The organism is Kitasatospora sp. NPDC001119 (assembly GCF_053598475.1).
This window is the reverse complement of sequence record NZ_JBSFKI010000080.1, coordinates 1-20,948: the sequence shown is the minus strand read 5'-3', so window position 1 is coordinate 20,948 and position 20,948 is coordinate 1. Positions and strand designations below refer to the sequence as shown.

22 protein-coding genes and 1 pseudogene are annotated in these 20,948 nt (G+C 69.5%); 16 read left to right on the top strand and 7 right to left on the bottom strand.

Annotated elements, in window-relative coordinates; translation table 11 throughout:
- Positions 1-182 (top strand): annotated as a pseudogene (locus ACWDD9_RS43335) (putative Ig domain-containing protein); the annotation flags it as partial.
- A gap of 337 nt (positions 183-519) precedes the next feature.
- The gene (locus ACWDD9_RS43330) at positions 520-2,256 is read left to right on the top strand and encodes a carbohydrate-binding module family 20 domain-containing protein (protein ID WP_449814739.1); all 1,737 of its coding nucleotides are present in this window, start codon (positions 520-522) and stop codon (positions 2,254-2,256) included.
- A 70-nt stretch (positions 2,257-2,326) separates the two neighbouring features.
- Here the strand turns inward: ACWDD9_RS43330 and ACWDD9_RS43325 are convergent, their stop codons facing one another.
- A complete protein-coding gene (locus ACWDD9_RS43325) occupies positions 2,327-3,070 on the bottom strand; it encodes an SDR family oxidoreductase (RefSeq protein WP_449814738.1) in 744 nt (247 codons plus the stop codon).
- Positions 3,071-3,535: 465 nt separating this feature from the next.
- Here ACWDD9_RS43325 and ACWDD9_RS43320 point away from each other — a divergent pair, with 465 nt between their 5' ends.
- The gene (locus tag ACWDD9_RS43320; protein ID WP_079271752.1) at positions 3,536-4,594 is read left to right on the top strand and encodes an alpha/beta hydrolase; all 1,059 of its coding nucleotides are present in this window, start codon (positions 3,536-3,538) and stop codon (positions 4,592-4,594) included.
- Positions 4,595-4,915: 321 nt separating this feature from the next.
- Positions 4,916-5,776: a hemerythrin domain-containing protein gene (locus ACWDD9_RS43315; RefSeq protein WP_449814737.1), complete on the top strand. Its 861-nt coding sequence runs from the start codon at positions 4,916-4,918 to the stop codon at positions 5,774-5,776.
- A gap of 177 nt (positions 5,777-5,953) precedes the next feature.
- Here the strand turns inward: ACWDD9_RS43315 and ACWDD9_RS43310 are convergent, their stop codons facing one another.
- Positions 5,954-6,547: a DUF6891 domain-containing protein gene (locus tag ACWDD9_RS43310; protein ID WP_074000866.1), complete on the bottom strand. Its 594-nt coding sequence runs from the start codon at positions 6,545-6,547 to the stop codon at positions 5,954-5,956.
- A 97-nt stretch (positions 6,548-6,644) separates the two neighbouring features.
- Between ACWDD9_RS43310 and ACWDD9_RS43305 the strand changes: the two genes are divergently transcribed.
- Positions 6,645-7,607, top strand: coding sequence for a DUF1152 domain-containing protein (locus ACWDD9_RS43305; RefSeq protein ID WP_074000867.1), 963 nt, complete (start codon positions 6,645-6,647; stop codon positions 7,605-7,607).
- Between the two features lie 35 nt (positions 7,608-7,642).
- On the opposite strand, the gene ACWDD9_RS43300 is transcribed toward ACWDD9_RS43305, so the two are convergent.
- Positions 7,643-8,206 carry a DUF1707 and FHA domain-containing protein gene (locus tag ACWDD9_RS43300; RefSeq protein ID WP_049650762.1) on the bottom strand — a complete coding sequence of 188 codons (564 nt, stop codon included), beginning with the start codon at positions 8,204-8,206 and terminating at the stop codon, positions 7,643-7,645.
- A 202-nt stretch (positions 8,207-8,408) separates the two neighbouring features.
- Positions 8,409-8,957, bottom strand: a complete 549-nt coding sequence (locus ACWDD9_RS43295; RefSeq protein ID WP_082345545.1) for a DUF1697 domain-containing protein — start codon at positions 8,955-8,957, stop codon at positions 8,409-8,411.
- Between the two features lie 154 nt (positions 8,958-9,111).
- On the opposite strand from ACWDD9_RS43295, the gene ACWDD9_RS43290 reads away from it, so the two are divergent.
- Positions 9,112-9,582: a pyridoxamine 5'-phosphate oxidase family protein gene (locus ACWDD9_RS43290; RefSeq protein WP_117487476.1), complete on the top strand. Its 471-nt coding sequence runs from the start codon at positions 9,112-9,114 to the stop codon at positions 9,580-9,582.
- A gap of 69 nt (positions 9,583-9,651) precedes the next feature.
- On the opposite strand, the gene ACWDD9_RS43285 is transcribed toward ACWDD9_RS43290, so the two are convergent.
- Complete coding sequence (locus ACWDD9_RS43285) at positions 9,652-10,008, bottom strand: arsenate reductase family protein (protein WP_449814736.1); 357 nt, start codon at positions 10,006-10,008, stop codon at positions 9,652-9,654.
- A 157-nt stretch (positions 10,009-10,165) separates the two neighbouring features.
- Between ACWDD9_RS43285 and ACWDD9_RS43280 the strand changes: the two genes are divergently transcribed.
- Complete coding sequence (locus ACWDD9_RS43280) at positions 10,166-11,407, top strand: cytochrome P450 (protein ID WP_449814735.1); 1,242 nt, start codon at positions 10,166-10,168, stop codon at positions 11,405-11,407.
- A gap of 158 nt (positions 11,408-11,565) precedes the next feature.
- The gene (locus ACWDD9_RS43275; protein ID WP_159028402.1) at positions 11,566-12,663 is read left to right on the top strand and encodes a PP2C family protein-serine/threonine phosphatase; all 1,098 of its coding nucleotides are present in this window, start codon (positions 11,566-11,568) and stop codon (positions 12,661-12,663) included.
- On the opposite strand, the gene ACWDD9_RS43270 is transcribed toward ACWDD9_RS43275, so the two are convergent.
- Together ACWDD9_RS43270 and ACWDD9_RS43265 are read right to left on the bottom strand one after the other, a co-directional pair.
- Positions 12,644-13,267: a 3'-5' exonuclease gene (locus ACWDD9_RS43270; RefSeq protein ID WP_380776679.1), complete on the bottom strand. Its 624-nt coding sequence runs from the start codon at positions 13,265-13,267 to the stop codon at positions 12,644-12,646. The two genes, ACWDD9_RS43275 and ACWDD9_RS43270, sit on opposite strands and share 20 nt — an antisense overlap.
- A gap of 612 nt (positions 13,268-13,879) precedes the next feature.
- The gene (locus ACWDD9_RS43265; protein ID WP_449814734.1) at positions 13,880-15,004 is read right to left on the bottom strand and encodes an ATP-binding protein; all 1,125 of its coding nucleotides are present in this window, start codon (positions 15,002-15,004) and stop codon (positions 13,880-13,882) included.
- 65 nt (positions 15,005-15,069) lie between these two features.
- Here ACWDD9_RS43265 and ACWDD9_RS43260 point away from each other — a divergent pair, with 65 nt between their 5' ends.
- From ACWDD9_RS43260 to ACWDD9_RS43225, 8 genes are all read left to right on the top strand, one after another.
- Positions 15,070-15,273, top strand: a complete 204-nt coding sequence (locus ACWDD9_RS43260; protein ID WP_449814733.1) for a hypothetical protein — start codon at positions 15,070-15,072, stop codon at positions 15,271-15,273.
- A gap of 191 nt (positions 15,274-15,464) precedes the next feature.
- On the top strand, positions 15,465-16,268 hold the full coding sequence (locus ACWDD9_RS43255) for a hypothetical protein (RefSeq protein ID WP_449814732.1): 804 nt from the start codon (positions 15,465-15,467) through the stop codon (positions 16,266-16,268).
- Between the two features lie 152 nt (positions 16,269-16,420).
- Positions 16,421-16,726, top strand: a complete 306-nt coding sequence (locus ACWDD9_RS43250) for a hypothetical protein (RefSeq protein WP_449814731.1) — start codon at positions 16,421-16,423, stop codon at positions 16,724-16,726.
- On the top strand, positions 16,686-17,360 hold the full coding sequence (locus ACWDD9_RS43245) for a restriction endonuclease (protein WP_449814730.1): 675 nt from the start codon (positions 16,686-16,688) through the stop codon (positions 17,358-17,360). Before ACWDD9_RS43250 ends, ACWDD9_RS43245 begins: the two co-directional genes overlap by 41 nt.
- Before the next feature lie 229 nt (positions 17,361-17,589).
- Positions 17,590-18,177, top strand: coding sequence for a hypothetical protein (locus ACWDD9_RS43240; RefSeq protein WP_449814729.1), 588 nt, complete (start codon positions 17,590-17,592; stop codon positions 18,175-18,177).
- Complete coding sequence (locus ACWDD9_RS43235) at positions 18,174-18,830, top strand: hypothetical protein (protein WP_449814728.1); 657 nt, start codon at positions 18,174-18,176, stop codon at positions 18,828-18,830. The genes ACWDD9_RS43240 and ACWDD9_RS43235 overlap by 4 nt, the downstream gene beginning before the upstream one ends.
- 53 nt (positions 18,831-18,883) lie before the next feature.
- Complete coding sequence (locus ACWDD9_RS43230; RefSeq protein WP_449814727.1) at positions 18,884-19,108, top strand: hypothetical protein; 225 nt, start codon at positions 18,884-18,886, stop codon at positions 19,106-19,108.
- A 1,196-nt stretch (positions 19,109-20,304) separates the two neighbouring features.
- Positions 20,305-20,493, top strand: a complete 189-nt coding sequence (locus tag ACWDD9_RS43225) for a hypothetical protein (RefSeq protein ID WP_449814726.1) — start codon at positions 20,305-20,307, stop codon at positions 20,491-20,493.
- The last annotated feature ends 455 nt before the right edge of the window (positions 20,494-20,948 follow it).

Genomic DNA, 20,948 nt, shown 5'->3' with positions numbered 1-20,948 from the left:
CGGTGAACGGCACCGCGCTGAAGACCTACTCCAACGTGGACGCCGCGGCCGGCTACCAGCAGCGCACCTTCGACCTGTCGGCCTACGCGGGCCAGACGGTCACCGTGAAGTTCGCCGGGACCGAGGACGCCTCGCTCCAGACCAGCTTCGTGATCGACGACACCTCCGTCCAGACCGGCTGAGCCCGGGCCGGCTCCTGACGGGCCGGTGAACCAGGACAGGTGAGGGGCCCGGCGGCTACGGCTGCCGGGCCCTTGTCGTGCCCGCCCCTCCTGGCCCGGCCCCGGCTCCTCCTCGGCTTCTCCTCGGCTCCTCCCGGGTCTGCTCCCGGGCTCGCTCCCCGGCTCCTCCTCGGCTTCTCCCGGGCTTTCGACCAAGGTCTTGACGGCCCCCGCGGGTGCCTCTAGGTTCGGCGCTGCAAGTTTCCGGCAAGTTGCAGAAACTTCCTGCAGTTCCCCTGCGGCCCTTCCGCAGGCTCCCCCTCCGGCTGCCCCATCCCAGCCACCCCCAGGAGACGACGTGGTCACCACCGCCCCCGCCCGCCGGCCCGCCCGCGCGGCCGGTGCGCTCGCCGCCTCGGCGGCGCTCGCCCTCTCGCTCGGCACCTCCCTCGGTGCCCCCGCCGCCCAGGCCGCCCCGCCCGCCAACAACGGCAAGGACGTCACCGCCACCCTCTTCGAGTGGCGCTTCGACTCCGTCGCCCAGGCCTGCACCTCCACCCTCGGACCCAAGGGCTACGGCTTCGTCGAGGTCTCCCCGCCGCAGGAGCACATCCAGGGCGCGCAGTGGTGGACCTCCTACCAGCCGGTCAGCTACAAGATCGCCGGACGGCTCGGCGACCGCACGTCGTTCAAGAACATGGTCGCCACCTGCCACGCGGCCGGGGTCAAGGTGATAGCCGACGCGGTGGTCAACCACATGTCGGCGGGCTCCGGCACCGGCACCGGCGGCACCGCGTACACCAAGTACAACTACCCCGGCACGTACCAGGACCAGGACTTCCACGGCTGCCGCCAGCCGATCACCAACTACCAGGACCGCGGCAACGTCCAGAACTGCGAACTGGAGAACCTCTCCGACCTGGACACCGGCAGCGCGTACGTCCAGACCACCATCGCGCACTACCTGGACGACCTGGCCTCGCTCGGCGTCGACGGCTACCGGATCGACGCCGCCAAGCACATCGCCGCCGCCGACCTCGCCGCGATCAAGGCCAGGATGGCCAACCCCAAGGCGTACTGGGTCCAGGAGGTCATCTACGGCGCCGGCGAGCCGGTCCAGCCCACCGAGTACACCGGCACCGGCGACCTGGACGAGTTCCGGGCCGGCACCGACCTCAAGCGGATGTTCACCACCGACAAGCTCGCCAACCTCAGCGGCTGGGGCGCCTCCTGGGGCTACCTGCCGAGCGGCCAGGCCCGCACCTTCGTCGACAACTGGGACACCGAGCGCAACGGCTCCACCCTCAACTCCACCTACGGCAACACCTACACGCTCGCCAACGTCTTCCTGCTGGCCTCGCCGTACGGCGCCCCCAACGTCTACTCCGGCTACTCCTTCACCAACAAGGACGACGGCCCGCCGAACGGCGGCACCGTCAACGCCTGCTACCAGGACGGCTGGAACTGCACCCACGCCTGGCGGCAGATCGCCAACATGGTCGGCTTCCGCAACGCGGTGGCGGGCACCGGGGTGAGCAACTGGTGGTCCAACGGCGGCAACGCGATCGCCTTCGGCCGCGGCGGCAAGGGCTACGTCGCGATCAACCACGAGGGCGCCGCGATCACCCGGACCTTCCAGACCGGGCTGCCGGCCGGCACCTACTGCGACGTCCAGCACGGCGACCCGCAGGCCGGCGGCGGCTGCACCGGCCCGACCTACCAGGTGGGCGCCGACGGGCAGTTCACCGCCACGGTCGGCGCGGGCGACGCGGTCGCGCTGTACGTCCAGCCCGGCGCGAGCGTCTCCGGCGCCTCGTTCAACGTCAACGCGACCACCACGCCCGGGCAGAACATCTACCTGGTCGGCGACGCCGCGGCGCTCGGCGGCTGGGACCCGGCGAAGGCGCTGCCGCTCTCCTCGGCGGGCTACCCGGTCTGGTCGCTGGCGCTGTCGCTGCCGGCCGGCACGTCCTTCCAGTACAAGTACGTCCGCAAGGACGCGAGCGGCGCGGTGACCTGGGAGTCCGGCGCCAACCGGACGGCGACGGTGCCCTCGGGCGGGACGGTCACGCTGAACGACACCTGGCGGCCGTGAGGCCGGAGCGGACCGGGGCCCCGTCGGCATCGACCGACGGGGCCCCTCCCGCGGCCCTCCGGGCCGGGGTTCAGCCCCGCCCGATGTAGGGCATGGCCGTCGCCATCACGGTGGCGAACTGCACGTTGGCCTCCAGCGGCAGCCCGGCCATGTGCCGTACGGTGCGCGCCACGTCGGCCACGTCCATGGTCGGCTCGGGGGCGATCCGGCCGTCCGCCTGCCGCACGCCCGCGCCCATCGCCGCCGTCATGTCGGTCGCCGCGTTGCCGATGTCGATCTGCCCGCAGGCGATCCGGTACGGGCGGCCGTCCAGCGACAGCGACCTGGTCAGGCCGGTCACGGCGTGCTTGGTCGCGGTGTAGGCGATCGAGTGCGGGCGCGGGACGTGCGCGGAGATCGAGCCGTTGTTGATGATCCGGCCGCCCCGCGGGTCCTGCTCCTTCATCCGCCGGAACGCGGCCCGGGCGCAGAGGAAGGCGCCGGTCAGGTTGAGGTCGACCACGGCCCGCCAGTCCTCGACCGCCAGCTCGTCCACCGGGACGGCCGGGCCGAAGGCGCCGGCGTTGTTGAACAGCAGGTCCACCCGGCCGTGGCGCTCGGCGGCCGCGGCGAACAGCGCGTCCACCGCGGCCGGGTCGGTGACGTCGGTCGGCACCACGTCGGCCGGGCCGGCGCAGAGCGCGGCGGTCTCCCGCAGCGGCCCGGCCCGGCGGCCGGCCAGCACCGTCCGCCAGCCGTCCGCGGCCAGCTCCACCGCCACGGCCCGGCCGACGCCGCTCCCGGCTCCGGTGACGACGGCGATCCGCTGGTTCATGGCACCCTCCTCGATGACTGTTCCCGGTCGGCCCCGGCCTGGGCGTGCCCTGGGCATGGCCTGGGCACAGCCTGGGCAAGGCCTGGGCGTGCCCCGGAGATCTTCGCGGATCCGGGGGCCGCCGTCACTGGTCGAAGCCGCCGAGGAGCTGGTCGAATCACCAGAATCCGGATGATTCGACGGGGCTCCGACGGCCACCCCCGCCGACCGGCCCCCGCCGACCGGGGGGACGGGTGAAGGCTTTTACCTGATCGCGAACAAACATTGGATTTCCGGTGGCCACCGCGCAACCGGGCCACCCCGGCCTACGTCATAAGATCGCAGGAAGGCGCACCCCCGCGAAGGGGCGGCGCGCCATCACTCCGGGGGACGCGCCAGCGCTGTGCCCTCGGGCATGTCCGGCCCCACCGGGGGGCCGCCGCCCGGTCACGGACCGGGCGCGACATCGGTCGGAGAGTCCTCACCGTGCTTAGGCAGTCGTCCCGTTCCCGCGCCGTCCTGTCCGGCGCCGCCGTGCTCGCCCTGGCCGCCTCGCTCGCGGCCTGCGGGAGTTCCGGCGGTGGGAAGGGGGACAGCGCCACGGCGAGCGCCGGCGCGACCGGCGGCAGCTCGTCGGGCAGCCCGAGCACCACCGGCACCGGCCAGCCCGCGACCGGCAGCGCGACCCCGGCCGCCGCCTCCGGCAAGGTGCTGATGCCCACCGGGCCCGCCGCCGCCCTCAGCAAGTCCCGGGACACCGGCGCCGGCCCGATCATGATGACCAAGGTGACCGGCGCGAAGTCCGGCGTCACCGGCCAGGTCTGGGTCTGGCTGCCGCCCGAGTACAACGACCCCAAGTTCGCCAAGACCGGCTTCCCGGTGCTCACCCTGTTCGCGGGCGGCCAGAGCAACGGCTACAACACCTGGACCGACAACCAGCTGCCGATCCAGGAGGAGAACGAGCGGCTGGTCAAGGAGGGCAAGTCCCACCCGTTCATCATGATCATGCCGGTGCAGAACTTCAACGGCGACGAGAAGAACGCGCTGGACTGCTCCGACATCCCGGGCCAGGCCAAGATGGCCACCTGGATGGCCGAGGACCTCCCGGACTTCGTCCGCGCCAACTTCCGCACGGTGAAGGGCCGCGACGGCTGGGGCGTGATGGGCGCCTCCACCGGCGGCTTCTGCAGCGCCAAGCTCGCCCTCCAGTACCCGCAGGTCTACAAGGCCGCGGTGCCGATCGACGGCTACTTCATACCGGACTCGGGGCTGTGGAAGGGCCACGACGCGGAGAAGGCCGCCAACAACCCGGACGTGCTGGTCACCCAGGGCAAGGCGGACGTGAGCATGCTGGTCACCGCGGGCGGTGCCAACCCGTACGAGACCAAGGTGGTCAAGAGCTGGGTGGAGAAGGCGGTGCCGCCGGTGAACCTCCAGTACCACGAGCAGCCCGGCGGCAAGCACCTGACCTCGGACTTCAAGAAGATGATCCCGGACACCCTGGTGTGGCTCACCGCCCACCTGGCGGGGCCGGCGGCCGACTGAGGCCCCTGTTCCGACCTGTTTCCCACCTGCTCCCACCGCTGCCGCCGGTGCCGGGACGCGTTCGCGCTCCCGGCACCGGCGGTTCTGCTTCCGGAGGGTCTGCGCGCGGGCCTTCCCGCGGTTCTCCCGCGGGTCTTCCAGCGGCTTCCCCGGTGGGTCTCGCCGGGGGGTTCCGGTGCGGTTCCGCCGCCCGTCGGCAGCCCCGTGACCTGCGCGTCAATCGGACATTGATTCGCTTCTGATCGACTGCGAGCACCTTGGCTGGGGCGGTCCTCACCGGCCGCCGCCACCCGTCGTGCCCCAAGCAGTGAAGAGAGTCCCATGCCGATCCACCTGGTGCCCCAGCCCGTCCACACCGTGCCCGCCCAGGGCCAGTCCGGAGCCGACTCGCTGGGCGGGGACGCGTACGCGTACGGGCAGGTCGTGGACGACGAGCCGGCCACCCCGCGGTTCGCCGGCCTGCGCCTGGTGCACGCCGCGCTGCGCCGGGACCTCGCCCGGCTGCCCAACGCACTGCGGCTGCTCCAGCCCGACGAGGACGACAAGGGCGAGGCGCTGCTGCGGCACTGGAACTTCATCACCGCCATGCTCACCTGCCACCACGAGCAGCAGGACACCCGGCTCTGGCCGATCGTGCGCCGCTTCGCGCCCGAGCTGCGGCTGCTGCTCAACTGGCTGGAGGACGACCACCACAACCTGGACCACTCCTTCACCCGGGTCACCACGCTTGTGCGGATAGCGAGCCGGGACACCGGCAGCGCCTGGCCGGTCGCGTACGCGATGGAGGACCTGGCGGCCCGGCTGGAGACCCACCTGCGGATCGAGGAGCGGCAGCTGCTGCCCCGGATGGAGCGGGTGATCGCCGACGGCTCCCGGCTCGGCGGGCTGGGCGAGCTGCTGGACCTGCTGCGGCTGGCCGACGGCCCGGGCGTCGCGGACGCGCTGGCCTGGCTGCTGGAGGGCGTGGAGCCCGCGCTGGTCGAACGGCTGCTGGCCGAGTGCGACGACGACGTGGCCCGCAACTGGCCGCACTGGCACGCGACCTACCAGCGCTGCACCTCGCCGCTGTGGGGGCCGGTGGACGGTCCGGTCAGCGGTGCCGGCACGGGCACCGGCACCGGTACGGGCACCGGCTTTGGCCTCGGCCCCGGCTTCGGCGGGCTGGGGAGCGTCGCCGACTGACCCCGGGGCCTCTTCTCGGGCCGTTGATCTACGCGCGTGGCATGAGCCTCCGGTACGGGCCTCCGGCATATGCTCGAAGGCTCCGGGGGCTGGCTGATCCTCCAACTCTCCGTATTTCCAGGGGGATTGGGCCCGTCGGCCGCTGGTGTCGGCCGTCCTGCCCGCCGCTCCGGCCGCTTACTCCGGCAGGCGGTTGAGCCACTCCAGCGGTGCGACCCGGATCGCGGTGTGCGGCGAGCCGTCCCACTCCGCCGTCAGCCCGACGGCCTCCAGTGCGGCGACCACCGTCCGCCCGACCTCCGCCGTCCGGCGCTCCGAGACCTCGGTCGTCTCCTCCCCGGCGCGGAACCCGCCGTAGCGCAGCATCAGCCCCCGGCCGGCGGCCGCCGCCTCGGTGTCCTGCTGGTGGAAGAAGACGAAGCCGACCGAGCCCTCCCCGGCCTCGCCGCCGATCTCCGCGTAGCCGCAGCCCGCGCAGCAGGTGAAGTCCATCGCCGCGACGATGCCCTGGTCCTCCAGCGCGTCGAAGGCGTCCGCCAGCCGGTCCACGTCGGTGGTCTCCGGCCAGGCCGCCTGCTCGGCCAGCCGCGCGGCCCACAGCGGAGCGACGATCCGCTCCGCCTCCTCCTGCGTCAGCCCCTGGTCGTCGAGGTCCTCGACCAGGGACTCGGCTATCTCGTCCGGCTCCTGGAAGCCGCACCGGATCAACTCGCTTGCCCGCTCCTGGACTTCGCGCAGCACGTCGGGGGTGAGAACCGTCTCCTCGGTCATGCCCGCATCCTCGCACCCGCCACTGACACCGACGGCCGGGCGCGGGGGCGGGGACCAGCGCTTCGCCGCGGGCCGCCGTCCTGCTACCGTCCCGCCGGTGACCTCCCTGCTGCAACCACCGCTGCTCACCCGGCTGCTGGCCGCCGAGCGCATCCTGATCGCCGGAGCCGGCGGCGGATTCGACGTGTACGCCGGGCTGCCGATCGCCCTCGCCCTGCGGGCCGCGGGAAAGGAGGTGCACCTGGCCAACCTCTCCTTCTCCCACCTCTACGGCCTGCCGCTCGACGTCTGGGCGGAGTCCGACGTGGCCCGGATCGGACCGGACACCGCCGCCCCCGAGGGCTACTTCCCGGAGCGCACCCTGGCCCGCTGGCTGAACCGGCACGGCATGCCCGACACCGTGTGGGCCTTCCCGTCGGTGGGTGTGCAGCCGCTGCGCGAGGCCTACCGCGCGCTGGTCGGCCGCCTGGGTGTGGACGCGGTCCTGCTGGTGGACGGCGGCACCGACATCCTGATGCGCGGCGACGAGGCCGGACTCGGCACCCCGGAGGAGGACATGGCGAGCCTGGGCGCGGTGGCCGGCCTGGACGAGGTGCCCGAGCGGCTGGTCGCCTGCCTCGGCTTCGGCATCGACGCCCACCACGGCGTCAACCACTCCCTGGTGCTGGAGAACCTCGCCGCGATCGACCGGGCCGGCGGCTACCTCGGCGCCTTCTCCGTCCCGCGCGACAGCCGGGAGGGGGTGCTCTACCTGGACGCCGTCGAGCACGCCCGGGCCGCCTTCCCGGAACACCCCAGCATCGTCAACGGCTCGGTGGCGGCGGCGCTGCGCGGCGAGTTCGGCGACGTCCGCTTCACCGAGCGGACCAAGGGCGAGCAGCTCTTCATCAATCCGCTGATGACGCTCTACTTCGGCGTCACGGTCGAGGCGCTGGCCGCCGAGCACCGGTACCTGGACCGGCTGGAGAACACCGTGGTGACCCGCCAGATCGCCACCGTCATCGCGGAGTTCCAGGACGAGCTGCCGCGTCAGCGGCCGCCCCGGCAGTTCCCGCACTGACCCGGGGCGCCTGGGCGGGCGGGGCCGGGGGCCGGTCAGAGCGGGGCGAGCCGGAACTCCAGGTTCCCGAACCGCACCTGGTCGCCGGGCCGGACCCGGACGCCGCCCGCTATCCGGCGCCCGTTCACATGGGTGCCGTTGGTCGAGCCGAGGTCGTACAGCATCCAGCCGTCCCGCTCGTGCCGCAGTTCGGCGTGGTTCCGGGACACCGAGGGGTCGTGCAGCCGCAGCCCCGAGCCGGGGAGCCGGCCGATCGTCAACTTCCCGGCCCCGGACTGCGGCAGGCTCAGCCCCGGCAGCCGCTCGGTGCGCCAGGCCTTGCCCAGCCGGTCGCCGAAGGCGGAGATCCGCCCGACCGTCCGCAGCACGAACCGCTCGACCGGCCCACCGGTCGGCAGTCCGGCCACCGCCGCGTCCAACTCGCCGCGGCTGGTGGCCCGGAGGACGATGTCCATCCGGCCGAGGAAGGTGTCGTGCGAGAGCCGCCCGCTGCCCGCGCCGTCCCGCAGCACCCCGAGCGCCTCCTCCCGCTCGGCGTCGGAGGGCCGGACCGCGCCGGTCGGCCCGGCCGTGCCGGCGGGGAGCTCAGGAGGCGTCATGGCCACATTGTCCGCGCGGCCGATTCCGGCTGTCCAGATCACGCCGGGCGCGGGCGCGGGGTTCGTACGTCACGGCAGTCCAGACGCCCTTTCCGGCCGGGCGGTTCCGCGCGTTTCCGGTGTGCCGTACGGGCCGTTCCGGGGCGCCGTACCGACGGCCCCCGGCTGTCGTACGGGCCGTCCCCGGCTGCCGTACGGGCCGTCAGGCCTTGCGGGCGGCGGCCAGGATCTTCTCCGTGGTGTGCAGGAACCGGGAGGTGACCGCACCCCGGTAGGCCTTGCCGAACATCTCCTTGGTGACCCACTTGCCGTCCCGGAGGTGGACCACCACGTAGGCGGCCCCCGGACCGGCGCCGACCACCTCGACGTCGCCCTTCGGCGAGCGGTGGGGGAGGGCGAGTTCGGCGGGCAGCGGCTCGGAGAGGAAGGCGACGACCAGCCGGACGTCCGGCGTCACCTCGACGCCCCGGAACGGCTCGGCGGCCAGCAGGTCGGCCACCTCGTCCACCGTCCGCAGCAGCACCGGCACCGGGTACCCGAGCGCCTGCTCCAGGTGCTCCTCGATCCGCCCGGTCAGCGCGGCGCGGTCCGGCTCGGCGGTGGTGAAGAAGACGTTGCCGCTCTGGATGTAGGAGCGGACGTTCCCCAGCCCGAGCTCGGCGAAGAGCGCCCGCAGCCGCTCCATCCGCACCGTCCGGCCGCCGACGTTGATGGCCCGCAGGAAGGCGATGTACGTGGTCGTGGTGGTCACCCGGCCAGTCTGGCACCGGCCACCGACAGCGGCCCGGCGCTCCCGGCCCGCCCCCGACCGGCCCGCCGCCCCTGCCCCGCATCCGCCCGACCGCCCCTGCCCCTCCGGTCGTCCGCGCCCGGCGGTTGTCGGTGCCGGGTGCCAGACTGGCGCCATGGCTACCTGGCAGGATTTCGAGCACGAGGCCCCCGACCTGGCGCCCCTGGTCCGGGCCCGGTTCGAGGCGAACAAGCACCACGTCCTGGCGACGCTGCGCAAGGACGGATCGCCCCGGGTGAGCGGGACGGAGGTCGAATTCGTCGGCGCCGACCTGTGGATCGGGTCGATGTACGGCGCGGTCAAGGCGCGTGAGCTCCAGCGCGACGCCCGCTTCGCGCTGCACGCGCACCCGGGGGACGAGACCATGGCCGGTGGGGACTCCAAGGTCTCGGGCCGGGCGGTGGAGGTCACCGACGAGACCGAACTCGCCGCCTTCGCCGCCGATCTGCCCGAGCCGCCGCCCACCCCGTTCCACGCCTTCCGGCTGGAGCTCGACCAGGTGGTGCACACCGCCCTGGAGGGCGACCACCTGCTCGTCTTCAACTGGCACCCCGGCCGGCCGGTGGAGCGGATCCAGGTCCACTGACCGGCCGACCCGGCTGACCGGGCTGAGTCGGGCGGGTCGGCCGGGCGGGCCGGGTGGGCCGCAACCGCCCTACGGCAGAACGGACTTGAGGGCTTCCGGGGTGCGGGCCACGACGGCGTGCCCGTCGTCCGCGGTGATGATCGGGCGCTGGATCAGGATCGGGTGCTCGGCCATCGCCGCGATCCAGCGGTCGCGCGAACCCTCCTCCCGGGGCCAGCCCTTCATCCCCAGGTCCTTCGCGGCCTGCTCGTCGGTGCGGGTGATGTCCCACGGCTCCAGGCCCAGGCGCTCCAGCACCCGCACCAGCTCGGCCGCGGTCGGCGGATCCTCCAGGTAGCGCCGTACGGTGTACTCGACCCCGGCGCCGTCCAGTGCGCCGAGCGCGGTCCGGCACTTGCCGCACCGGGGGTTGATCCAGATCTCCATGCCGGCCACCCTACCGAGCCGCCCGCGCCGGCCCCGGCAGCCGCCGCGCGCGATGTCGCCCCTGCCCCGGCGCGTGCTGTCCTCCCGGCCCGCCGCGCGCGATCCGTTCCGTACGGGAACTCCGCCCCGCCCACCGGCGGTTGACCGGTCAGGAAGCGTGAGCTCGGGAGGGGAGCACCGGATGGACGGCGCGGCGATCATCGAACAGCTGATGACCACGGAGGTCAGGACCGATCCGTACCCGCTGTACGCGAGGGCCCGCGAGCTGGGTCCGGTGGCCCCGGCCGGGGACGGCATGTTCGTGGTGACCGGCTACGCGGCGGTCAACAAGGTGCTGCGCACGCCCGCCTTCGGCGTCGCGACCGCCGAGATGATGGCCGGCCTGGCCCCCGAGTACGCCGTGCACTCCTCGCTCGCGCTGCTCGGCCGCTCGATCCTCCAGCGCAACGCCCCCGACCAGCCGCGGGTCCGCTCGCTGATCGCCTCGGTGTTCACCGCCCGCCGGGTCGCCGCGCTGCGCCCGGCCGTGGAGGCGGCGGTCGACCGGCTGCTGGACGGGATGGCCGAGCAGGGCGCCGACGGTTCGCCGGTGGACTTCATGGACGCCTTCGCCTTCCGGCTGCCGGTCGGGGTGATCTGCGAGCTGCTCGGCGTCCCCGAGCAGGACCGCTACCGCTTCCGCGGCCTCGCCTCCGACCTGACCATCGCGCTGGAGATCATCCAGGACCTGGACGAGCTGGCCGCCGCCGACGAGGCCGCCGACGAGCTGGCCGGCTACTTCACCGAGCTGGCCGCCGAGCGCCTGGCCCGCCCGCAGGACGACCTGGTCACCGACCTGGCCCGGATCGCCGCCGCCGACGACGAGCGGCTCTCCGCCCGGGAGCTGCTGGCCAACCTGGTGCTGCTGCTGGTGGCCGGCTTCGAGACCACCACCAACCTGCTCGGCAACGGCCTGGCCCTGCTGTTCCGCCACCCCGAGGCGGCCGCCGGGCTGCGCAGCGGCGCGATCACCCCGGCCGGGTTCACCGACGAGGTGCTGCGGTTCGACTCCCCGGTCCAGGCCACCGGGCGGGTCGCGCTGGAGCCGGGCCTGGCCGTCGAGGGCCTGCCGATCCCGCCCGGCAGCGGGCTGACCCTGCTGATCGGCTCGGCCAACCACGACCCGGACCGCTACGAGCGCCCCGAGGTGTTCGACCCGACCCGCACCGACAGCCAGCCGCTCAGCTTCGGCGGCGGCACCCACTTCTGCCTGGGCTCCCAGCTGGCCCGGATGGAGGCCGAGGTCGCGGTGCCCGCCCTGCTCGACCGCTTCCCCCGGCTCGCCCCGGGCGGCGTCCCGACCCGGCGCGACCGCCTGGTGCTGCGCGGCTACGAGACGCTGCCGGTGACCGTCCGCTGACGCTCCGCTCCCGGGGGCCGGGGATTTGGCTCCTCCGGCCCCGGGGACCGGGACGTTCGGCCATTCGTGGCAGGGCCGTCCGTGGGAGAGCATGGAGGGACCAAACCGGCCAATCCGGGCGGATCGCCCGGAACGGCCGCCTGCCAGGAGGTCCCGCCGTGCGCACAGCACCCCGCCCGCCGCGTCCCGCGGCGCTGGAGCCCAAGGCGCCGCGGTGGGTGCCCTGGCTGCCGGTGCTCCTGCTGGTGCTGGACCTGGTCGCCGAGGCCGTCGTCCCGGACGCCGTCGCCGCCGGCTTCCTGCTGACCGCGCTGCCCGTGGTGGCCGCGTTCAGCTACGGCCCGGTGCTGACCGCCGTCACCACGGCCGGCTCCCTGGGCCTCCAGCTCGTCCTGGCGCTGCGCGCGGACCACGTCGACGAGCAGCACCACGTCTGGGTCTACATCGCCACCCTGCTCTCCGGCGTCATGGGCACCGCCCTGTCCTGGCAGCGCACCCGGCAGAACCGCAACCTGCTCCAGGCCCGTACGGTCGCCGAGACCCTGCAGCGCACCGTGCTGCGCCCGGTGCCCGAACGGGCCGGCGGGCTGCGGGTGGCCGGCCTCTACCGCCCGGCCCAGGCCGACGTCCTGGTCGGCGGCGACCTGTACGAGGTGTGCGACACCCGCTTCGGCGTGCGGGTGCTGCTCGGCGACGTCCGGGGCAAGGGCCTGGCCGCGGTCCGCACCGTCGCCGACGTCCTCGGCGCGTTCCGGGCGGCCGCGTACGACACCCCCGGGCTGGTCGACCTCGCCGACCAGTTGGACCGTGCGGTGCTGCGCGACGCCGCCGACCGCGGCGACGACGAGCTGTTCGCCACCGCCGTCCTGCTCCAGTACCGGCCCGGCTCGGACTGCGTGGAGATCGTCAACCGCGGCCACACCACCCCGCTGCTCCTCGGCGGCGGGGGCATATCCCCGGTGTCCTGCGCCGACGAGCTCCCGCTCGGCCTGGGCCACCTCGGCCCCGCCGACGAGCGCAGCAAGGCGATCGCCGTCGCGCTGCCCCCGGGCCACACCGTCCTGCTCTACACCGACGGCGTCAGCGAGGCCCGCGACACCACCGGCGCCTTCTACCCGCTGGCCCCCCGCCTCGCCGCCCTCGGTACCACCGCCCCCGACCGCGTGGTCTCCTTCCTGGCCCAGGACGTCCACCGCTACGCCGGCCTCCTCGCCGACGACCTCGCCGTCCTCGCCCTCACCCCGGACACCCCGTAGCCCCGTCCCACTCCCAGAGGTTCGCGAACAGCTCCGCCTGCTCCCGGGCGTCGTCCAGCGCGTGGTGCGTATGGGGCAGGTCCGGCAGCAGCTCCGGCGGCATCGACCGCTTCCCGATCCCGGCGAACGGCACCCCGGCCCGCGCCGCGTACAGCGTCTTCAGGTCCAGGCAGCCGGAGTGCCCGAACGGGCTGGAGCCGGTGAACCGCACCAGGTACCAGTAGAGGAACTGCCAGTCGTACACGGCGGGGTAGCCCACCATCACCGGCCGGTACCGCCGCCCGCCCGGCCCGCCCCGCACCCCCTCCACCCAGCGGCCGAACTCCCGCATCGCCGCCGCCGGATCGGCCCCGTCCGCCTCCAGCGCCGCCCGGTCCAGCCCCGACACCGCCAGCGCCTCCGGGACGTACTCCGCGCTGATCGGCCGCAGCTCCCGGTAGAACCCCGCCCCACCCGCCCCCGCCCGCCGGAACCCCTCCCCGTCGTGCCACCCGGCCACCACCGCCCCGAAGCTCACCATCGAGTACGGCCCCGGGATCGGCCCGTCCGCCTCCACGTCCACCGACACGTACACCGTCGGCGTCACCTTCACCCTGCGTCCCATCCCCCCATCCAACCCACCCCCGCAACCCCGTTTCCCACCCCACCGGCCGCCCCCTCACAACCGAAAGGGACCGGCGCCGCCCGGCACCGGTCCCTGTTCCGCACCCGAGGGCCGACGAGGGTCCTACAGGTCGTAGTTCTGATCGAACATACCTCTGGCCTGCGGAAATGCGCGGCCCATGGAAGATCATTTCACAACCAGTGCACACGCGGTGGCCTCAACGTATGAGGGGTGCCGAGAGGTGTCGAGTGGTGGTGGGTACAAGACACTGACTGCATGCGTCGGCCGTTACGCAGTGCTACGGGGTAACGCACCTCTGCCTGAGTGTGCTCAGGTGGAATTGACCAGATGTCCGGCTCATCTCCGGAAGCAGGGCGCTCGTGGCCAAGCGAGTAGGAGTCGGCTCTGCCGCAGTACACGCCACGGGCCCTGATGGGCGGTCAGCACCATCAGCTGCACCCAGAGAGGATGGTTGCGGCGCTGGCCCTTGGTGGAGGCGGCTCCGTCGTGCACTGGTCATTGACCCTTCAGATCGCGATCCGAGGATTGGGCACGGAGGCCATAGCAACGGCCACTGACAGTGACCGGCCGGCCGGAGCCTCCGGCCGCCGGTTAGACGCCCGGCGGTAGTTCGCCACGGCGAAGCAAGGCTCGGCCAGCTGCCAAGGTCGCGTGGATCGCCGGCGCGGTGATCGGAATCGAGGATTCGCCGCGGCGCCGGACGATGCTGATGAAGGCGCCCTGGACCCGCCCGTCCACGATTGCGCCGTGAACGAGGAATGGCTTGATCTCTTCTGGCTGAGGCGGGATGTGTAGGACCACAAGGTTGCCCCCATCGGCTGGCACCATCTCGATGTCGAGAAGGTCCGGCGGTGGGTACAGGTGCTTCTCGATGGCGTCCTGGTACTGGCGTAGCGTTCGACTATCCACCGGCACCGGATTGATCCCGCTGATGACTTCGCCGCCAGGGTTCTTCTTCGCCTTCATGCCTACCACGACGATGCCACCGTGCTCGGCGTTGGCGAAGCGGGCCACTGCCTCGGCGATGGAGATCTTGCCTGCCGTGGCCTTGAAGTCGTAGTGCTGGACCTTGACGTCCAGCCACGGTCCTTCCTCCTGGCCGATTAGCACCTGCGCGTTGCCCGAGCGCAGTAGGTCGAGGGTTGTCTCCCTTGTCAATTTCCCGCCCTCGAGCGCGCGGAGAAGCGCCAGCGCCCCTTCGCCGATCCTGAACAGGCCAGCCATGTCTTGTCCGCGTGCCGAGTATGAGATATCGATGTTCCAGATAAGCGGGTGGGCGTAGTAGGGGTCCATCTCAACTTTTGCCATCGTGACTCGATGACGCTCCAGGTAGGGAGACAGGAGGTCTGAAAATTCTGTAGTCGCTTCCTCGTCGTCTCCGTAATCATCAGTGGGAAATGCGATTGAGAGCAGCAGTTGGCCAGCAGAAAACTTGAATGAGATGGGCTCTGCGGTCGAATAGTCTTCATCGACACTTGGGTCACGAGTGACATTTATCGTGACATCGCCGCCACCCTGTGCCCGCCTCAGAGCTGCTTTTAGGTCGGATGACCGCACACCCTTCAGGTCATCCACATGAAGCAGGAAGTTGTCTAGGTCGTAGCCACTGCGTTCCTCGCCACTGGCCAGAACAAGGGAGTGCTCGTTCCTGTCGAACACCACGGACTTCGATGCGCCCACTGGATGATCCCCTCCCGATCCGTACAGCGGCAGCATCGCAGCCTATGTGTCGATCGGCCACCAGTTAGGGCATCAAACCTGTCAGTGCTTCCACTCGATCGGTGGGAGTGTTCACCGCCCCTGACGGAATCCCCCGCCTCGCCACCGGCAGCGACGACGGGACGGTGCGGATCTGGAACCCCACCACCCGCTCTCAAGGCGGCCCGCCCCGCACTGGCCACACCCACAGAGTTCGGGCGGTCGCGGTGTTCACCGCCCCTGACGGCACCTCCCGGCTCGCCACCGGAGGTCTAACGGGTTTCTGAGCATCAGCGTACGCGGGGGCGCGTGCACCGCGGCCGTGCTGCTGTGCCGGCCAGCGCGCCGAGGCTCCGTTCTGACCAGCGGAACACCGCCTGGCCTGACGCCCATCGACGCATAACGCTGATATCGTCCTGATGCTCAGGACGTTCTGTCCTGCTAGCATGAACGTGTCGTCACTGAGAGGAGGACGCTGATGGCGAGCGAAGAGGAACTGAGCGCGCAGGACCGGGCCACACTGCTTGCGGCAACCCTGCTCGAAGATGTGCCTGCCGAGGGTGCAAAGCTGATTGGCGGCACCGTCAGGTACGCGGCGCGGCAGCAACTCTCGGCTGATCGCATCAAGGCAGCGGTGGAGTTGGCCGAGCTGAGCGGCAAGGTGCTGCTCGCGGCGGTAGCTGCCGACCGATCCGGCGGAGCGTCATGGAGCACTGTCGGCAACGCACTTGGGACTTCCCGGTCTGCGGCGCACGGCCGATTTGCTGAAGCAGTGGCTCAGTACTCCGCAGACGATGATGCGAGCAGCGGGACCGACGGGGCTAGGGCACCTGGGCAGTTTGGTCGACTCCGAGCCCTCTGGGACCAAGTGGCCCAGATCGCGACCAAGGAGCAGCGCCTGGCAGCGATCCAATCGCTGGTTACCGCCAAGCGAGAGTCGGTGATCATCTCTGGGCCAGCCGGCACTGGCAAGAGTCACGTGGTCACATCGGCCGTCAAGGAGCTTCAGGCCGAAGGTGGCGTCTTCGTACTGATGGAGACATCCGGGGGAACCTCGGTGATCGAGATGCCCCCGGCGGCTGACTTGGACGTGACGGCCGACTCGATGCTCGTGCCCCTGGAGCCGATCGGTGAGGTTAGTCAGCGGTCTGGGCGAGCCAATCGAACGGAAGAGCGCCTGGCTTATCTGGAAGCCCAGCTCCAGCTGCTCCTGGACTGGCTGCCCGAGCGGCCCGTGGCCACACCGGAGCCCGACGAGTCTGGCCTCGCTGCTCGATCTTGAACAAAAAGCCAAAGCGCCACCCCTCCGGCAAGAGTCAGTGGCGCCTGGTTCAGAACCGTCCCCATCGCAGGAGAGTGGTCCTTGAAGCAGTATCCCGTGTCGCCGCGGGCGCATGCACCGCACCCCGCTGATGACGCCCTGAGCGAGGCGTCATGACCACGCAGCCAACAAGTGCAAAGCAGATTCACCCAGCGGCCTTCGGTGCCTTGATTGAAGCACTGGCGGCCATCTGCTGGTACAAGCGTGATCTTGAGAAGTTCCTGCGCCGGCGGGTGACCACGAACCCGGAACTGCTCGCAGGCCTCGACTTCGAGGACTACAAGCGGGTGACGGCTGACGAGTTCATTGACCGTCTCATGGCCGACGAGCAGCGCTACCGCCAGCTGACCTTCGACCTGATGACTGAGATCGCGGGGCATGGACAGCTTCCCCGGCCTGAAGCGCCACGCGGATCGTGAGCAGCTGGAGGCGCAGGCGCGCGACGCGGTGGCTGACCTCAAACGGTGGGTCGACCAGCATCAGGGCCTGGTCGAGCAACGTGAGGCCGCTGAGCGGGAGACAGCGCTCTACCGAGACCAGACCACCCGGCGGCTGAACTTCACGGCCAAGCTGGAGGAGCAGAAGGGGCGGTTTATGGAACTCGAGGCCATGGTCGACCGCAAGGCTGCGGGCCGGCAGTTCGAGGTGTTCCTCAACGAGCTGTTCCAGCTGTTCGAGCTCGAGCCGCGGCTGGGCTACAAGCTGCCGTACGAGCAGATCGACGGCTCGCTCACCTTCGACACAGACGACTACATCGTCGAGGCGAAGTGGTGGAAGGAGGCCATCGAGGTCCACCACGTCGGCAGCTTCACCGAGAAGGTGCGGCGCAAGGGGAAGAACGCGCTCGGCTTGTTCATCGCGGTGAACGGCTTCACCAGCGGCGCGCGCGAGCGGTACAACGAGGGAACCTGCTTCATCACGATGGACGGCGGCGATCTCTTCTACGTGCTGGACGGCCGGATTACCCTTACCGAGCTGCTGCGCCGGAGGAAGCGCCACGCGAACGAGACGGGCAGCTGCTACTTCCCAGCCCACGTGGCGCTCGCGGACTGACCGCTGTGCCGTTCCTGACCGGTGCTGATTGACCCGTGGCTTGTAGAGGCTGCCACGGATAATCCCACTGCCGTCACTAGCCGATTCAACGGGAAAAGGGCAATTAATGGCTGGAACTACGTGCAGAGTGAGCCCAGACGTAAGTAGTCGACGGCGCCTGTGGGGAGACTCTGGAGGATACTGCGGGAATCCCGGGTGCCGACAGTACCTCTTCCCAGAAGGTCTCGACGTGGATTTCGGCGAGCTCGCTCATGTTATCCCAGCATCGCCTGAGGGGCCTCGTGGCGTACCCCTTGCCGACGTTTCAGCGCAAGACCGGGCGCATCACAGTAACCTGGTGCTCTTGTGTGCCAACTGCCATACAACCATCGACAAGGCGCCAGATTCCTATCCTGTCGAGATTCTGCATGACTGGAAACGGCAGCGATTTGAGGAGATCCAAGCTGTAGTCGCCACGCCGGCATTTCAGACCCGCGCCGAAGCACGAGCCCGCGTCGAGGCAATATTGGATTCCAATGCTGCGATTCACGCCAGGTACGGCCCGGTGGGAGACCCGTATCGACAGGGTAATCCGACCCTCTGGCGTAAGTATGCCCGGTCGATAGTCGTCCCCAATAATCGTGAAATACTCCGAGTTTTCGAGGCTAATCTGCACCTAATGACTAGAGAAGAACAAGAAACGGTAGCGATCTGGAGGTTGCACGTGCAACAGTTTGAGAGCCGTCATATTCTTGATGATTTTAGCACGGGTACGGAGCGCTTCCCCGAGGCTATCAGCAGAATCCTCCTAGACGATGAGGTGACAGTCGAAGCATGAACGATGTACGAGGCTGGGTTGAGCGGAAGTTGCTGGATAAAGGCTTCTCTTCCTCGCGGCTGCAGTCCTTTCAGTTGAACATCGTACGCAGCGACTATCCAAATGCTCGTGCCCTGTGTGTCGGACTTGATGCCGGACAGGTATTTGGTGTCGAGGACGTCGATGCATCCGTCGCAGCCATCCCTGATGTCGGCTTCATTGTGGTGGTGCCGACTCGGATTGCGCACGCCGCCTACGAGCGCGCCGAGGAGCGAGGCATCTGTGTGGCTGGCTTCGGCGAACTCCTTGATGCTCTCCGGGAGGACGCTGAAATCAATCGACATGTTGACAGCCAGGAGCAGTACGAGCGCCGCCGCCTGTCACGCCACAAGGCCGTTAAGTCTCTCAAGCGTAAGGGTCACCACGCATATGAGATCCAGCGCGCGGGACTCCGCCCTCTCGTGATTGCCACAACTAATTCCTATGAGTTTACGGCGGATGGGCTCTATAGCCTCCTCGAGAGCTATGACGGGATCACTCTAGATCTGATCGTTGTCACTAATCCGAATTGCCGAGGCTTCTCCACCGAATCAATGCAGGCCGCCGCTCACGTAGGTACCCCGGTCGTTCTGCTGAGCGATTTTCTGGAAGACCTCGGCACTAAGTGGACGTGAGTCGCTGGCCCCACTTGGAGTCCCTCATAGACGCGGCAGGCTGCCTGCAGGCTGTGCAGGCTGTGCAGGTTTGGTTGTTTGGCTCTGCGCTACGGTCTGATTCTCCTGGAGATCTCGACATCCTACTTATTTACGGGGATCGCTCTGCGGTACTTGCGTTGCGCCAGATGAAATCCTGGGAAGATTATTCCCCGCCGATTCACTTCATTGCAATGACGCAGCTGGAGGAATATGAGTATGACTTCATCGCAAAAACTGAGGCGTTGCGCCTGCTGTGAAGTGGTCGAGCTAGCCGCGAATGGTCGAACCCCCAATAGTGCTATCGGGGGTTCGATCTCCTTGTTTACGGTGTTCCATGGTTGGCCACCCGGTCCAGGTGGGGAACCCGACCTCCCTCGCCCTCACCGGCTACGGCAGGTCCGCTCGATCGCTGCCATCCTCGCCAGCGACCAGGAAGCCGCCATCGGCGTCGAACTCACCCTCCCCGAGACCGGCGCCTGCGGGGGTCTCTAGGACCAGTCCGATGTCATCAGGAGCAGGACGGCGGTTGCTGCTGAGCTCCCGCTGCACCTCAGCTCGTCGCTTTTCGGCGTTCCTGCGGCCAGCCGCTCCAGCTCGTCTGAGGGCGGCGGCTGATCGTCCTGCGCAGGGCCCAGATCACCGGCTGGGGCTTGCCCAACTACGCGTTTCCCGTGCTGTCCCGCATCACCCAGGTCTACTGGGTGTTTCACCCAGTCGACCGCCGCAACGTTCTCGGCGGCGGTACTGACCTCCGCGCCGGCCGGAATCCCCATCGGCCGCCTGCCAGACCGGAGCGGCCCGAGGACGGCGACGGCAGGCTCTGCTGCTTGGCGAGCACGGGTGACGCTTCGCCTGCGGGGTGGTAGTGCGGGTAAAGATCGAACCCGTTGAGTCAGCAGCCGCGAACGATGACTACTGTAAGTAGCGAGATGGCGTGCTACCCAATGCTGGCAAGGGCAGTGGGGGATCATCGCGAGTTCGATCTGCCCGTACTCGTTTCACACTCATTTCACATCGCGAGTCCCAGAGGTGTTGCAGCCAGGCCCTCGCTAGACGTTTCCGCAGGTCAGGACCCTGCCTGACCTGCGGAAACAATGAGAGATCAACCTGCGTTTCCGCAGGTCAGAGGGGCTCCTACAGGTCGTAGTTCTGATCGAACATGCCTCTGACCTGCGGAGACGTCAGACCTGGGGAAGATCATTTCACAACCAGTGCACATGCGGCGACCTTGACGATGAGATGCAGTGAGAGGCGCCGAGTGGAGACCACGAGATCGAGTCGACTGTCCCGCAGCCTGGGTTGCGCAGTGCTACTGATCGTGAACGCGCGCGGAGGCGATGGGAGGCGCGGCCTCGAGTGAGGGCCGGCCAATCCTGCTGCCTTGCCGTTTAGGAGAAGAACCTCGCACTGGTCGCTAGGCAAGGAGAGTCGGCCGATGCCATAGAGTCGCTATATGCGCACTGTTGGAGATGACTTGAACGAATTGATTGATGCCTGGGTCGAGGAGCAACTCGCTTTGTCGCTGGCATGGACTGTCGAAAAAATGGAGGCGATATTGGCTCTGCTGGGAGAGTCAATATGCGGACTAAGAGGAATCGGTGGCGCGGCCTCCCGCCACCTGCCGCAGGCTGTCGATAACTGAGTCAACTGGCGTTCTCGATGTCAGGCGTTTACTGAGGCTGAGCGTTGAAGGCTCGCCTTTCCTGCTGAGTTGGGCGGCCTGCCACTGGCACTGGCGATACTCTGCGTAACCAGTTGATGGCGGAACGAATACTTTGCGCCACTGTGCCCCTCGAACACCTCGGACCCCGAGGCCGCCAGGCGACCGGACTCTCGGCGTGCTGAAGTGGATAAGGCGAGGTCACACCAGCCCGCCGGTTCGTGCGAGACAGCCTCTCACGCTGCCCCGATCTCAAGTGTGGGACCCGCACACCTCCGCCTGCTTGGCTGATTTGCGCTCATGCGCCATCACGTGGTGGACGGGGATCGGCCGGGATTCGAGCGTTGGTCCTGTCGGGCACCCGTAGCTGGGTGACGGTCCGGTCGTCGCCGGTCATCGCGGCCGGCAGGTGGGCGATGGGTGAGGTGCCGTGCCGG